The following is a 13,798-nucleotide window of genomic DNA, read 5'->3' as shown; positions in this document are numbered from 1 at the left end:
AGCTTTTCGGCAACCTTTTAATTTTAGATATGGCAGTACTACTACAAAAAGGAAGTAAAAAACTACTCAACGCCTGGGCGTTTTACGATTGGGCAAATTCAGTTTACAGTTTAACGATCGCATCAGCTATTTTTCCTTTGTTCTACGGGGCTTTGTTCAGGGAAGCCGGAATAGAGAAGATAGAGGTGTTTGGTGGTGAAATAGCCCGCGGACCCTTGATTACCTATGTGACTTCAGCAGCATTTTTGGTCATTTCAGTTTTAACTCCATTACTTTCCGGAATTGCTGATTTTGTGGGAAATAAAAAGGTTTTCCTGAAGTTCTTCTGTTATCTCGGTGCACTTTCCAGTATCGGATTGTATTGGTTTAGCTTGGAGCATATCTATACGAGTTTGCTGGTTTATTTCTTCGGATTGATCGGTTTTTGGGGAAGTTTGGTCTTTTACAATTCATATCTGCCGGATGTCGCTTTCCCCGAACAGCAAGACAGTATCAGTGCCAAAGGCTATTCTTTGGGTTATATCGGGAGTGTTCTTCTTTTACTACTGAATTTGGCTATGATCATGAAATATGAGTGGTTTGGTTTTAGTGGAGCAGGGGAGCCGACCAAAATTTCCTTTATTCTTGTTGGGATTTGGTGGGTAGTTTTCAGTCAGTATTCGTTCTATTACCTCCCCAAAGGAAACGATAACAGGCAAAAGATACGCAAAGAAGTACTGTTCAACGGATTCAAAGAGCTTAAAAAGGTATGGGGTTTGCTAAGGGAGAACATTCGATTAAAGCGTTATCTCGTTGCTTTTTTTGTGTATAGCATGGGCGTACAGACCGTGATGTTGGTGGCTTCCTATTTTGCTGAAGAGGAATTGGCATGGGAAAGTGACAGTCAGAGAACGACCGGGTTAATAATCAGTATTCTGCTGATTCAATTGGTAGCCGTTTTGGGAGCTACATTAACCTCAAAGGCTTCTGCTAAATTCGGGAATATAAAAACCCTTATCGGTATTAATATTATTTGGGTGTTGGTGTGTTGCTATGCCTATTTTGTGGTTACACCGCAACAATTCTATATAACCGCTTCGATTGTCGGTTTGGTGATGGGAGGTATTCAGGCCTTGTCGCGTTCAACGTATTCCAAATTTTTACCTGAGACCAAGGATACCGCTTCTTTTTTCAGTTTTTATGATGTGGCCGAAAAAATAGGGATTGTTATCGGGATGTTCCTTTACGGATTCATAGCACAGCTTACCGGAAGCATGCGAAGTTCAATCGTGATTCTGGGAGTGATTTTTCTGGCAGGGGTATTTCTTTTGCTGAAAGTGCCTCGAAAAACTACTTAAACCTTTGGTTTATAGTATCAATAATAACGTTTGTGCAATCAATAATATAGGATTCATCAGCTGTAGTCTGACTCATAAAGACAGCTCCCTGAATTAAACTGTAAAATCGCTTTGCATAGACTGGGCCTGTTATTGCCTTTCTGATTTCACCTATCCTTTTCCCTTCTTCTATTTGATCGGATATATAGGATTCTATTTTAGCAATTGTTTCCCGGACTTTTTCCAATAATTCAGGATACATGTTGTTAGCATCAACCCCGGTGTTAATAATAGGGCAACCTCCAAAATCTTTCGTAAAACCGTAATAGTTTTTATAGAATTTGATAAAATACATGAGTTTTTCCAGCGGGGAATTTCCTTTTTCCATGTATTGCTCGATCTTGGAAAGTATTGTGTTGACATTGTAGTCAAATGCGTGTAAAGAAAGGGTGTCTTTGTTTTCAAAATTACCGTAAATAGCTCCTTTGGTTAAGCCCGTAGCTTTGGTGATATCTGACAAACTGGTGCCTGCATAACCTTGCTTGTTGAAGATAGGGGCAACTGTTTTAACGATAAACCGGGTGGTTTTTTCAGCTTTGGTGGTCATTTTTAGTTTAGGCTTATTGAGTTTCAAATATAATAAAAAAATACTGAAAGGTATTTTATGGTAATTCAATTCAGGAAAACGTATCATTTTTATAAGCAAAAATTTTTTGTATGATTGAATATATCGCCCCTACAGGGTTAAAATATTTGCAGATTTTTAGATGGAGAGATTGTTATAACCCTGTAGGTACGACATTTGATTGCATAATGGATCCCTGACATTTCAATTCCACATAGGTTTAATCCAAAGGGATTTCTCGACCCCGATAGCTCCCGATAATTATCGGGACGGGATGCCTTGGGGCTTACGAATTTACCTCCTCCGCCTAAAGCGGATCAGAATTGCTTTTTTTTAGCAATTCTGGGTGGGGCATAAAAAAACACCCGTGATGAAATCACGGGTGCCTTAACTAACCAACCAACTTAAAACTAAATAATTCAAACGAACTACCTAACTTTACTTTAATGTCTTTAACTTACACAGAATCAGTCGCTTATTTTGATTTAAACTTACAGCCTGAAACTGTTAATTTTCTATTAAATTTGTTTGGTTTCTGAAAACCAACTTACCGTCAAATTCATCTAGAAGAATAATGCTTTCAGCATTGACTTTTCCACTTAAAATTTCTTTGGAAAGGTTGTTTAATACTTCTTTCTGAATAACCCTTTTTACAGGTCTTGCCCCGTATTGTGGATCGTATCCAATTCTGGTCAGGTATGCAATAGCCTCTTCCGTAGCATCGAGCGTTATGTTCTGTTTCGCTACCATTTTGGTGACTCCTTTTAACTGTAGTTTAACAATTTTTTTGATGTCATCAGGGTTAAGCGGGGTAAACATAACGATATCATCTATGCGGTTTAGAAACTCCGGTCGAACACTTTGTTTCAATAAGCCCAGAACTTCTACTTTAGCGGATTCCATCGCACTTTCAATATCTTTTACGGCTACAAATTTTTCCTGAATAATGTGACTTCCAATATTACTGGTCATGATAATGATAGTATTCTTGAAATCGGCCAAGCGACCTTTGTTGTCGGTCAACCTTCCTTCATCCAATACCTGTAAAAGAATATTGAAAGTATCAGGATGCGCTTTTTCAACTTCATCCAACAAGACCACCGAATAAGGTCTGCGTCTTACAGCTTCCGTAAGTTGTCCACCTTCATCATAACCAACATATCCCGGAGGTGCCCCTACCAATCTACTTACCGAATGCCGTTCTTGATATTCGCTCATGTCAATACGGGTCATTGCAGCTTCATCGTCAAAAAGGTATTCAGCTAAGGCTTTAGCAAGTTCGGTTTTACCCACTCCAGTGGTTCCCAAAAAAAGGAACGACCCAATAGGACGATTGGCGTCTTGTAAACCTGCCCGACTCCTTCTGATCGCATCAGAAACCGACTGAATGGCTTCCTCTTGTCCGACCACTCTTTTGTGGAGAACTTCTTCAAGCTTCAACAGTTTTTCGCGTTCGCTTTGCAACATTTTGGTTATCGGAATCCCGGTCCATTTGGCTACAACTTCGGCAATATCGTCATTGGTTACTTCTTCTTTGATAAGGTTGCTACCATTGGCTTGCTCTTCTTCAAGCTTGTTTTGTAGCGTTTCCAATTTTTCTTGGGCTTCTTTTATTTTCCCGTATCGGATTTCCGCTACTTTTCCGTAATCGCCATCGCGTTCGGCACGTTCGGCTTCCAGTTTGAATTGCTCTACACTTTCTTTGGTAGATTGAATTTCATCCACGATATCTTTCTCACTTTTCCACTTGGCAAAAACTTCGTTGCGCTCTTCTTTCAGATTGGCAAGATCGGAGTTTAAGGATTTCAACTTCAATTCGTCATCTTCCCTTTTAATCGCTTCAATTTCAATCTCCAATTGCATGATCTTTCTGTCTAGTACGTCGAGCTCCTCCGGTTTGGAGTTGATCTCCATACGGAGTTTAGAAGCGGCTTCGTCCATCAAATCAATCGCCTTGTCGGGCAAAAATCGATTGGTGATATAACGTTGGGATAATTCCACCGCCGCGATAATAGCTTCATCTTTGATACGGACTTTATGGTGCGTTTCATATTTTTCCTTGATTCCCCTTAGTATGGAAATTGCACTTTCTGTATCCGGTTCGGCGACGACAACTTTTTGAAACCTACGCTCCAAAGCTTTGTCCTTTTCAAAGTATTTTTGATACTCATCAAGGGTAGTCGCGCCAATAGCGCGCAATTCACCTCTCGCCAATGCAGGTTTTAAGATGTTTGCTGCGTCCATAGCGCCTTGTCCGCCACCTGCACCTACCAAGGTGTGTATCTCGTCTATAAAGAGCACGATATCGCCATCGGAAGTAGTAACTTCTTTAATCACGGCTTTCAGGCGTTCTTCAAACTCACCTTTATATTTGGCTCCGGCAATCAACGCCCCCATATCTAAGGAGAATATCTGTTTGTCTTTTAGGTTTTCCGGGATATCCCCCTGAATGATCCTATGAGCAAGACCTTCAGCGATGGCTGTTTTACCCACTCCGGGTTCACCGACCAACATGGGATTGTTTTTGGTTCTTCGGGAAAGGATCTGTAACACACGACGTATTTCTTCATCCCGACCGATAACAGGATCCAATTTCCCGTCATTAGCGAGCTGATTCAGGTTTTTCGCATATTTATTCAAGGAATTGTAAGTGTCTTCTGCACTGGCGGAAGTAACCCGGTCTCCTTTTCTCAGTTCTTCGATGGCCACTTTCAAGGCTTTTTCTGTTACACCTTGATCTTTTAATATTTGGGCTATTTTGCTTTTTGATTTGAAGATGGCAAGAATCAGGTGTTCCACCGAAACAAATTCATCTTTCATTTTCTTGGCGATGATACTGGCTTCGTTCAGGGCGCTTCCTGCATCCCTAGACAACATCAATTCGCCTCCTTCAACTTTTGAAAAACTGTTTAGCGTACTGTCTAAAACCTGTTTCAGCAGGTTGACGTTTACATCCAATTTTTTAAGAAGGAAAGGGAGCACATTTTGATCCACTTCAAAAAGGGCTTTAAAAATGTGTTCGTTCTCTATCTGCTGATGGCCATACCCTTGCGCTATTTGTTGCGCTTGTTGTATGGCTTCCTGTGATTTTATGGTAAAATTGTTTAAGTTCATATATTTTATCTGGTGTTTATTATCGATCTTTGTTGGTCAATTTATGTTCCAATTATTAAAAATGTCAAAATGGCGTATTTTTTCTAAATTAAAATGACATTTTGTCTTTTTTTTAGATGTAAGGATAATGGAAAAGGAGCTACTATAAAGTTATGAATTTTTTAAAATCTATTTTCAGCGGAAGTAAGGAAAATGAGTCTATATCGTTTCCTTGGAATGAATTAACCACTGTTTCACAACTTAAAACCATTGATGCAGAATCGATGTCGACTACTGTGGTTGTTTTCAAGCATAGTACACGCTGTGGAATAAGCCGGTTTTCCCTCAGCAACTTTGAAAATCAATATGCTTTACCGGAAGATTCCGCTAAACTTTATTTTCTGGATATCCTGGGCAACAGGGAGATCTCCAACGCCATAGCCGAAAAATATGGTATTTATCATGAAAGTCCGCAATTGTTGGTAATTAAAGAAGGAAAGGTTGTTTATGATGTTTCCCACGGACAGATTGATGCCGAAAAAATCGCTGAATATATATAGTTTGTACCATGATTCGTTTGCAAAGAACCGATGCAAGAAATGAAGATTTTGTCGCTTTAGTGGAGTTATTGGACATTCATATGGCTAAAGTAGATGGAGTGAACCATGCTTTTTATGATCAGTTCAACAAACTGGATAAGATAAAACATGTAATTGTGACCTATGATGATGGTTCTCCGGTTGCTTGTGGTTCTATTAAAGAATATGAAAAAGGAGTCATGGAGGTAAAACGGATGTATGTAAAACCAGAAAGTAGGGGAAAAGGCATTGGGGTAAAGATACTTGTTGCTTTAGAAGATTGGGCACAAGAATTATCAGCACATAAATACATCATAGAAACCGGAACGGAAAACGAAGTCGCCATTCACCTCTACAAAAAAAATGGTTATACAGTAATCCCAAATTACGGACAATACGCAGGGGTGGAGACCAGTATTTGTTTTGAAAAGCATTTATAAGCGATTCATTATATTTACAATTCACATATAGTTTTTTGTAAAAGCTAGAGAGTTAACCACCAAGCCTTATGAGCTTTAAATCATTTGCCTATACAATACTTGCGTTACTTACATTTATGAGTTGCAAACAGCAACCTGAAAAATCATGGATACGAATAAATAACCTTGGATATCAACCGGAAAGTATAAAAGTAGCCGTTTTAGGATCGAAAGAGACTCCAGAAGTAGATGATTTTTCTATTATTGATGCGTATAAAGATTCTGTTGTATATACTTCAGGAAAAATAAAAGAAAAAGGAGCTTACGGGCCTTTTAAATCATCGTTTCGACTTGACTTTTCCGACTTTAAAACTCCCGGAACATATTATCTAAAAGTTGGAAAAACCAAATCTCCAAAATTTAAAATTGATAATAATGTTTACGATCATGCAGCCGATTTTCTTTTAAAGTACATGCGGCAACAACGGTGCGGTTATAACCCGTTTTTAACCGATTCATGCCATGTAAACGATGGCTATATTATTTATCATCCAACAAAAACCGGACAGCGGATTGATGTGCGTGGCGGTTGGCACGACGCTACCGATTATTTGCAGTATACAACAACTTCGGCCAATGCGGTATTTCAGTTACTGTTTGCTTACCGTGAAAACCCCGAGGCTTTTGGCGATACGCACCAAGCAAATGGTTTGCCGGGACCGAACGGAATTCCCGATGTTGTAGACGAGGCAAAATTTGGGATGGATTGGCTCAAGAAGATGAATCCATCACATGATGAGTTTTATAATCAGATTGCAGACGACAGGGATCATGCAGGTTACCGCTTGCCGAATAAAGATACGGTAGTGTATAACAAAAATTATAAAGGAAGGCCTGTTTATTTAGCATCAGCTGAAAAACAAGGCTTGAAAAAATACAAGAACAGATCGACCGGAGTGGCTTCTACTGCCGAGAAATACGCTTCCTCTTTTGCCATTGGCGCCGAAGTACTTTCAGAATTCTACCCAGCATATGCTGAAGACCTTACAAATCGTTCCGTAAATGCCTATAAGTTTGGTAAGGCGCATCCCGGTGTTAGTCAAACTGCTCCCTGTAAAGGACCTTATTTTTATGAGGAGGAGAACTGGAAAGATGATATGGAGTTGGCGGCAAGTAGTTTATACAGACTTACAGGAGATACAATTTATAAAACCGAAGGTATAAAATATGCTAGAGATGAGCCTGTTTCTCCGTGGATGGGGCGGGATACCATAAGGCACTATCAATATTATCCGTTTTTGAATGCCGGTCATTACGAATTAGCCTCAAACTTGAAAGGTAAAGAGGAAGCAGAGTTGAGTGATTTTTATAACAAAGGGCTCGATTTATTGCATCAAAGAGGGAAAGAGAATCCGTTTTTTATAGGAACGCCTTTTGTTTGGTGTTCTAATAATTTTGTTACTGCAGCAGTAACCCAATGCTCTTTGTACAGAAAATTAACGGGAGATGAGACCTATATGGAAATGGAAGCCGGATTAAGAGATTGGCTTTTTGGTTGTAATCCTTGGGGAACCACTATGATTGTAGGGCTTCCTGATAACGCAGACTCGCCTGTAAACCCACATTCCTCTTTAAAGGTGTTGAATAATTATCAAACGTATGGGGGATTGGTTGATGGGCCTGTTTACGGCTCAATTTTTAATAGCCTAATCGGTCTGGAATTATATGATGCTGATGTCTATGCCGAATTTCAATCAGATATAGCGGTGTATCATGACGATGCCGGGGATTATTCCACGAACGAACCAACCATGGACGGTACAGCCAGTTTGGTGTATTATTTATCGTCACTTGAGAAAAAGGGTAGAAAGGGTAAAAAGAGAAAACAACAACTTGCATTCGACAATACCGGGGCAATTGTTGGAGGTGATAAGGAAGAAAAGAAACTAACTTTGATTTTTAGCGGTCACAAGTTTGCAGATGGAGCGCAAACCATATTAAAAACATTAAAAAAGCATGATTTAACAGCTTCGTTTTTTCTTACAGGTGATTTTTATAGAAACGAAAACTTTAAACCGTTTATTAAAGAAGCTACAAAAGCGGGGCATTATCTTGGAGCGCATTCTGACAAACACTTACAATATAACGACTGGACTGAGGCGAAAAAGTTATTGATTTCCCATGACGATTTCACGAACGACTTATTGGCTAATTATGCTGAAATGGAGAAGTTTGGTATTTCTAAAAACGATGCCCCTTATTTTTTACCACCTTACGAATGGAATAACAATATCATTACGCAATGGGCTTATCAACAGGATATTAAGCTTATTAACTTTACGCAGGGAACATTGTCGCATGCCGATTATACTACTCCCGATTCAAAACAATACAGAACCAGTAAAAAAATTTTTAATTCAATACTGGAGCATGAATCGCAGAATGGATTAAACGGTTTTATTTTGTTGAGCCATATAGGCACACATCCAGACAGAACAGATAAATTTTATGATTCTTTAGAGACATTGATTGTTTCGCTGCAACAACGAGGTTATGATTTTGTATCATTGCCAGAACTACTTGAATTCCATATGTAGAGAGAAATCTTATCTGAATAAAGCCATGTTGACATTTAAAAGATAAGACCTCTCCTTTTGGTCGAAATGATTATGGCCCTATTTTTTGTTTTTCTTCGGATTGAAAGGAGGCAAGAGCTTGTTTGAGACCTCCCCAAAACCAATTCTTACCTGATCATTTTCACAATATCCTCGCATGCTAACAGTGTCGCCATCATTGATGAATTTTCGTTCACTGCCGTCATTCATTTTAAGTGGTTTTTCACCTCTCCATGTCAGTTCGAGCATCGAACCATAGGAATCGGGGGTGGGACCGGAAATCGTTCCGCTTCCCATCATATCCCCACTGTTCACCTTACAGCCGTTTATGGTGTGGTGTGCCAGTTGTTGTGCCATATTCCAGTACATATACTTGAAATTACTTTTAGTGATGGTCTGTGGCGTACCATTTTCGGGAGCCAAATCGACCTCCAAATGAATGTCAAAACTCTTTTTGCCTTCATATTTCAAGTAGGGAAGTGGTTCCGGATCTTGTTTTGGACTTTCAACCCTAAACGGTTCCAAAGCATCCAACGTAACAATCCATGGGGAAATGGACGAAGCAAAATTCTTTGCTAGGAATGGTCCAAGGGGCACATATTCCCATTTTTGAATGTCACGCGCACTCCAATCGTTAAAAAGGACGAGTCCAAATATATATTCTTCAGCTTCTTCGATTGGGATGGGTTCTCCCATGAGATTGGCGTCGGTGGTGATGAAAGCCATTTCCAGTTCAAAATCAACCAATTTTGACGAACCGAAAACAGGTTCGCTTGCCCCTGCGGGCATGGTTTGTCCCATCGGACGGCGAATTGGAATTTCACTTGGAACTATGGTAGAACTCCTTCCATGGTAGCCCACCGGAATATGAAGCCAGTTGGGAAGCAACGCATTGTCCGGATCGCGGAACATAGTCCCAACATTGGTTGCATGTTCCTTACTGCTGTAAAAATCGGTATAATCCCCGATCTGAACCGGAAGTTGCATCTCGATCTCATCCAAAGTAAAAAGAACAATTTTGCGGTGTTCTTTATTATTTTTTAAGCTTTCGTTCTTTTCATCAAAAATTTTGGCAATCCGATTTCTTACTAGTCTCCATGTTTTTTTTCCGTCTGATATAAAATCGTTCAGGGTATCTTGTAAAAAGATATCGTCAGTAAGAGGAATATCATTAAAATACCCTAATTGGTGTAGAGCGCCAAGGTCGATGGCGGTATTTCCGATGCGGGTACCAATGGTAATCACATCGTCACGGGTTAAAAAGACACCAAAAGGAATATTCTGAATGGGAAAATCTGAATCTTTTTCAACTGGAATCCACGATTTTCTGTTTGGGTTGTTTGCTGTATCAGACATGACAAAATTCTTGATTATTGTTTGATAAAATTGGATTTAAAGGTATTAATTTCTATCAATTTACCGAATCTATTTTATATTTTTGTCCATTCTTTAACAAATACTCCAAAATGGAAAGAGATAAACAAATTTTTGATCTTATTGAGGCTGAGAAAAAACGCCAATTAGAAGGAATTGAACTAATCGCTTCAGAAAATTTTGTAAGCGAACAAGTTATGGAAGCTGCCGGTTCTGTTTTAACCAATAAATATGCGGAAGGATATCCCGGAAAGCGCTATTACGGAGGCTGTGAAGTAGTTGATCAGGTAGAGAGCATTGCCATAGAGCGTGCAAAAGAGCTATTTGGAGCTGTTTGGGCCAATGTTCAACCGCACAGTGGTTCACAGGCCAACACAGCGGTTTTTGCAGCTTGCTTAAAACCGGGGGATAAGATATTAGGATTCGACCTTTCTCATGGAGGGCATCTTACACACGGCTCTCCGGTTAATTTTTCAGGTAAATTATACAACCCGGTGTTTTATGGAGTAGAGAAGGAGACCGGACGTTTGAATTACGACCATATAGCAGAAGTGGCAGAAAAAGAACAGCCAAAATTGATCATCGCCGGAGCATCTGCATATTCAAGGGATATTGATTTTGCAAAATTCAGGGAAATCGCCGATAGTGTTGGCGCTATTTTAATGGCCGATGTTTCTCACCCTGCAGGATTGATCGCTAAAGGTGTGCTTAACGACCCGATTCCTCACTGTCATATTGTGACGACTACAACCCATAAGACCTTGAGAGGACCTCGTGGCGGACTTATATTGATGGGAGAGGATTTTGATAACCCATTTGGAATAAAATTGAAGAGTGGAAAGTTAAGAAAGATGTCTTCATTGCTTGACAGTGCTGTTTTCCCTGGAAATCAAGGCGGACCTTTGGAACACATTATTGCTGCTAAAGCAATTGCTTTTGCAGAGGCATTAAGCGAGGATTTCTTACACTATATTATTCGCGTGAAGAAAAATGCGGCTGCGATGGCCAAAGCATTTGTCGATAGGGGATACAACATTATTTCTGATGGAACGGATAATCATATGATGTTGATCGACCTCAGAAACAAGGATATTTCAGGAAAAGAAGGTGAAGAAGCTTTGGGCAGGGCTGATATTACGGTAAACAAAAATATGGTTCCTTTTGATGATAAGAGTCCGTTTGTAACAAGCGGAATCAGAATAGGAACGGCAGCAATCACCTCCCGTGGTTTGGTTGAAGAAGATATGGAAACCATTGTAAACTTGATAGACGATGTGCTAGTCAACCGAAATGACGATGCCAAAGTTGAAGCCATCAAAAAGCAAGTGAACGAACTTATGGAACACAGACCGTTGTTCAAGTCATAAGAAAATCAAAATAAATATAAAAAAAGCCCTGATTCTTACGGATTGGGGCTTTTTATTTTTCGTGGTACTTGATTGATAGTGCGCCCGAAGGACATTGTTTTACCTGCTTGATAATCTCCTCCTCTGTGGCGTTTTCTTGCTTTATCCACGGGCGTTCTCTTGGATTGTAGACTTTCGGCAATAATTTTATACAAATACCGGAGTGTTGACACTTTTCAGCCTCCCAGACGATCGATAGGTTTTCTTTTGGATAAGTTTTCATGTGTATCAGTTTTTATTGAACAATAGGTTTCTTTGATGTTGGAGGCGACATCATGCTATTAAATATAATAAAAAAAAGCACCCTTTTGAAAAGAGTGCTTTTTAAAATATATATCAAATGAAATCCCTTAGTTGATAGCAGGGTCTTTCATTCCTTCTTCAATCATGCTGTAGAATTGGTCAAGTTTAGGCAATACAACAATTCTGGTTCTACGGTTTTTAGATTTCCCTTCAGTAGTATCGTTGGATGCCACAGGAATGTACTCACCTCTACCGGATGCAGTCATTCTAGCTGGTGATACTCCAAATTCATTCTGAAGGATTCTAACAACGGCAGTTGCTCTTAAAACACTCAGATCCCAGTTGTCTTTTATGGCAGCAGTTTTAATCGGCACAGTATCGGTGTGTCCTTCTACCATAAATTCAAAATCAGGCTTGTTTTTCACTACGGTAGCTACTTTTCCTAAAACAGCTTTAGCTTTAGAGGTTACAGTAGTACTTCCGCTAGAGAATAGTAGTTTATCAGAAATGTTTACATAAACAACTCCTTTTTCTACGCTGATGTTAATGTCTTCATCATCTAAATTACCCAACACTCCTTTTAAACTTTGAACCAAGGCCAAGTTAACAGAGTCTCTTCGAGTAACTGCATTTTGAAGTTTTCTGATCGTAAGATCTTTTTCTCTCAAGCTTTCAAGGGATTTTTCAAGGTTATCTGCTCCCTTAGCAGTCAGGGTAGTTAAATTACCCATATTGTTGATCAAATCCTGATTGCTTGATTTCAGCATTGCGTTTTGATCTTTCAAACTTTCTTTTTCTGAAAGACATGTATTCAGCTTAACAGTGGCTGAATTCAACAAATCTTCAGTTTCCTTTTGTTTGGCTTCCAATTCAGCATACTTTTTGGAAGAAACACAAGAAGTTAAAAAGATAGCGCCTAGTGCGCCCAGTAAAAAAATTTTTTTCATAATTATGGATTTACTTAATTAACGTTTTAACATTTTAAGGCAAAAATAGATAAAAAGCAAATGCTCGTATGCCGTTTTCCGTTAATTTTCTCTTAAATCAGCGTTGATTTTATCATATTTTAGACTGTTATTCCTTAACGATTTCACGATAATAACGTTTCTGTTTTATAAAGTAATCAACTACAACAGAGGAGCATGAAAAATACTTAAGATCCTTTATTTGCCCGCGTTTATTTATAATTTTCACAAAATAGTAGTAATAACTAAAATGTGCTTTTATTATTGCCAATAAATGTAAGAATTTTAATTGGAATAAAAAGCGAATTCCGGCGATTCCGTCTAAAAACAATCTGGCGACAATTAGTGGTATGACCTTGCGCAGGGGAAGGTTTTTTGTGATAGAGAATAATGAATTCCTGAAATTTAAAAATGTTTTTTTCGGATTCATATTATTCAATGTGGCTCCTCCAACATGATATACCTTTGAAGCTCCGGTATACACAATTTTATAACCTCGGTTTTGAGCCCGCCAACAGAGGTCTATTTCTTCCTGATGGGCAAAGTAATCTTCGTCAAAGCCGCCCAAGGCATTAAAAACCTCTTTTTTTATAAACATACAGGCTCCGGTAGCCCAGAAAATTTCTTTTATATCGTCGTATTGCCCTTGGTCCTTTTCCATAGTCTGAAAAACCCTTCCCCTGCAAAAAGGATAACCCAAACGGTCGATATAACCTCCTGCTGCTCCTGCGTATTCAAAACTGGTTTTATCCTTGTAGTCTAATATTTTTGGCTGAATGATCGCAATCTCACGATTTTTTTTGAAAGTATCTTCTATAGGTGTCAGCCAGTCTTTGGTGACTTCGATATCTGAATTCAGTAAACAAAAAACATCTTCTTCTATATTTTTCAGGGCATCGTTATATCCTTTGGCAAAACCACCATTCACCTCATTCTGAATAATCTGAACGGTTGGGTAGTGCTCCTTGACAAAATCAACCGAATGGTCTGTAGATGCGTTATCGACCACATAGATATTTGCATCAGGAGAAAACTTGATAACCGAAGGAAGGAACTTTTCCAGAAGATCCTTGCCATTCCAATTCAGTATAACAACGGCTATTTTCATATATTTTGATCAATATTAAACATAAATAAGGCTTTATTCGTTTCTTTTGGTAGAGC

At 39.1% G+C, this 13,798-nt stretch carries 11 protein-coding genes; 5 read left to right on the top strand and 6 right to left on the bottom strand.

Annotation, left to right across the window (positions count from 1 at the left end):
• Positions 1 to 29: 29 nt before the first annotated feature.
• Positions 30 to 1,337, top strand: a complete 1,308-nt coding sequence (locus tag OOZ15_RS12785) for an MFS transporter (protein WP_265956812.1) — start codon at positions 30 to 32, stop codon at positions 1,335 to 1,337.
• Here OOZ15_RS12785 and OOZ15_RS12780 read toward each other — a convergent pair.
• Positions 1,330 to 2,010 carry a TetR/AcrR family transcriptional regulator gene (locus tag OOZ15_RS12780; RefSeq protein WP_265956811.1) on the bottom strand — a complete coding sequence of 227 codons (681 nt, stop codon included), beginning with the start codon at positions 2,008 to 2,010 and terminating at the stop codon, positions 1,330 to 1,332. The two genes, OOZ15_RS12785 and OOZ15_RS12780, sit on opposite strands and share 8 nt — an antisense overlap.
• A 438-nt stretch (positions 2,011 to 2,448) precedes the next feature.
• Positions 2,449 to 5,055 carry an ATP-dependent chaperone ClpB gene (clpB, locus tag OOZ15_RS12775; protein ID WP_265956810.1) on the bottom strand — a complete coding sequence of 869 codons (2,607 nt, stop codon included), beginning with the start codon at positions 5,053 to 5,055 and terminating at the stop codon, positions 2,449 to 2,451.
• A gap of 152 nt (positions 5,056 to 5,207) precedes the next feature.
• Between clpB and ytxJ the strand changes: the two genes are divergently transcribed.
• The 3 genes from ytxJ to OOZ15_RS12760 all read left to right on the top strand — a co-directional run bounded on the left by ytxJ (position 5,208) and on the right by OOZ15_RS12760 (position 8,628).
• A complete protein-coding gene (ytxJ, locus tag OOZ15_RS12770) occupies positions 5,208 to 5,594 on the top strand; it encodes a bacillithiol system redox-active protein YtxJ (RefSeq protein WP_265956809.1) in 387 nt (128 codons plus the stop codon).
• A gap of 8 nt (positions 5,595 to 5,602) precedes the next feature.
• Complete coding sequence (locus tag OOZ15_RS12765) at positions 5,603 to 6,052, top strand: GNAT family N-acetyltransferase (protein WP_265956808.1); 450 nt, start codon at positions 5,603 to 5,605, stop codon at positions 6,050 to 6,052.
• Between the two features lie 68 nt (positions 6,053 to 6,120).
• Positions 6,121 to 8,628 (top strand): bifunctional glycoside hydrolase family 9 protein/polysaccharide deacetylase, encoded by a 2,508-nt coding sequence (locus OOZ15_RS12760; protein WP_265956807.1) that lies wholly within the window; start codon positions 6,121 to 6,123, stop codon positions 8,626 to 8,628.
• Between the two features lie 78 nt (positions 8,629 to 8,706).
• Here OOZ15_RS12760 and fahA read toward each other — a convergent pair whose 3' ends face one another.
• Entirely contained in the window at positions 8,707 to 10,002 is a 1,296-nt protein-coding gene (gene fahA, locus OOZ15_RS12755; protein ID WP_265956806.1) for a fumarylacetoacetase, read from the bottom strand.
• A 110-nt stretch (positions 10,003 to 10,112) separates the two neighbouring features.
• Here fahA and glyA point away from each other — a divergent pair, with 110 nt between their 5' ends.
• Positions 10,113 to 11,387, top strand: a complete 1,275-nt coding sequence (gene glyA / locus OOZ15_RS12750; RefSeq protein WP_265956805.1) for a serine hydroxymethyltransferase — start codon at positions 10,113 to 10,115, stop codon at positions 11,385 to 11,387.
• 52 nt (positions 11,388 to 11,439) lie between these two features.
• Here glyA and OOZ15_RS12745 read toward each other — a convergent pair whose 3' ends face one another.
• The 3 genes from OOZ15_RS12745 to OOZ15_RS12735 all read right to left on the bottom strand — a co-directional run bounded on the left by OOZ15_RS12745 (position 11,440) and on the right by OOZ15_RS12735 (position 13,742).
• Positions 11,440 to 11,649, bottom strand: a complete 210-nt coding sequence (locus OOZ15_RS12745; protein ID WP_265956804.1) for a (4Fe-4S)-binding protein — start codon at positions 11,647 to 11,649, stop codon at positions 11,440 to 11,442.
• A 127-nt stretch (positions 11,650 to 11,776) separates the two neighbouring features.
• A complete protein-coding gene (locus OOZ15_RS12740; protein WP_265956803.1) occupies positions 11,777 to 12,616 on the bottom strand; it encodes an OmpA/MotB family protein in 840 nt (279 codons plus the stop codon).
• A gap of 127 nt (positions 12,617 to 12,743) precedes the next feature.
• Entirely contained in the window at positions 12,744 to 13,742 is a 999-nt protein-coding gene (locus OOZ15_RS12735; protein ID WP_265956802.1) for a glycosyltransferase family 2 protein, read from the bottom strand.
• Positions 13,743 to 13,798 lie beyond the last annotated feature (56 nt).

Origin of the sequence: Galbibacter kalidii (assembly GCF_026241135.1) — a bacterium.
Taxonomy (GTDB): domain Bacteria; phylum Bacteroidota; class Bacteroidia; order Flavobacteriales; family Flavobacteriaceae; genus Galbibacter.
This window is presented reverse-complemented; position numbering and strand designations above follow the sequence as displayed.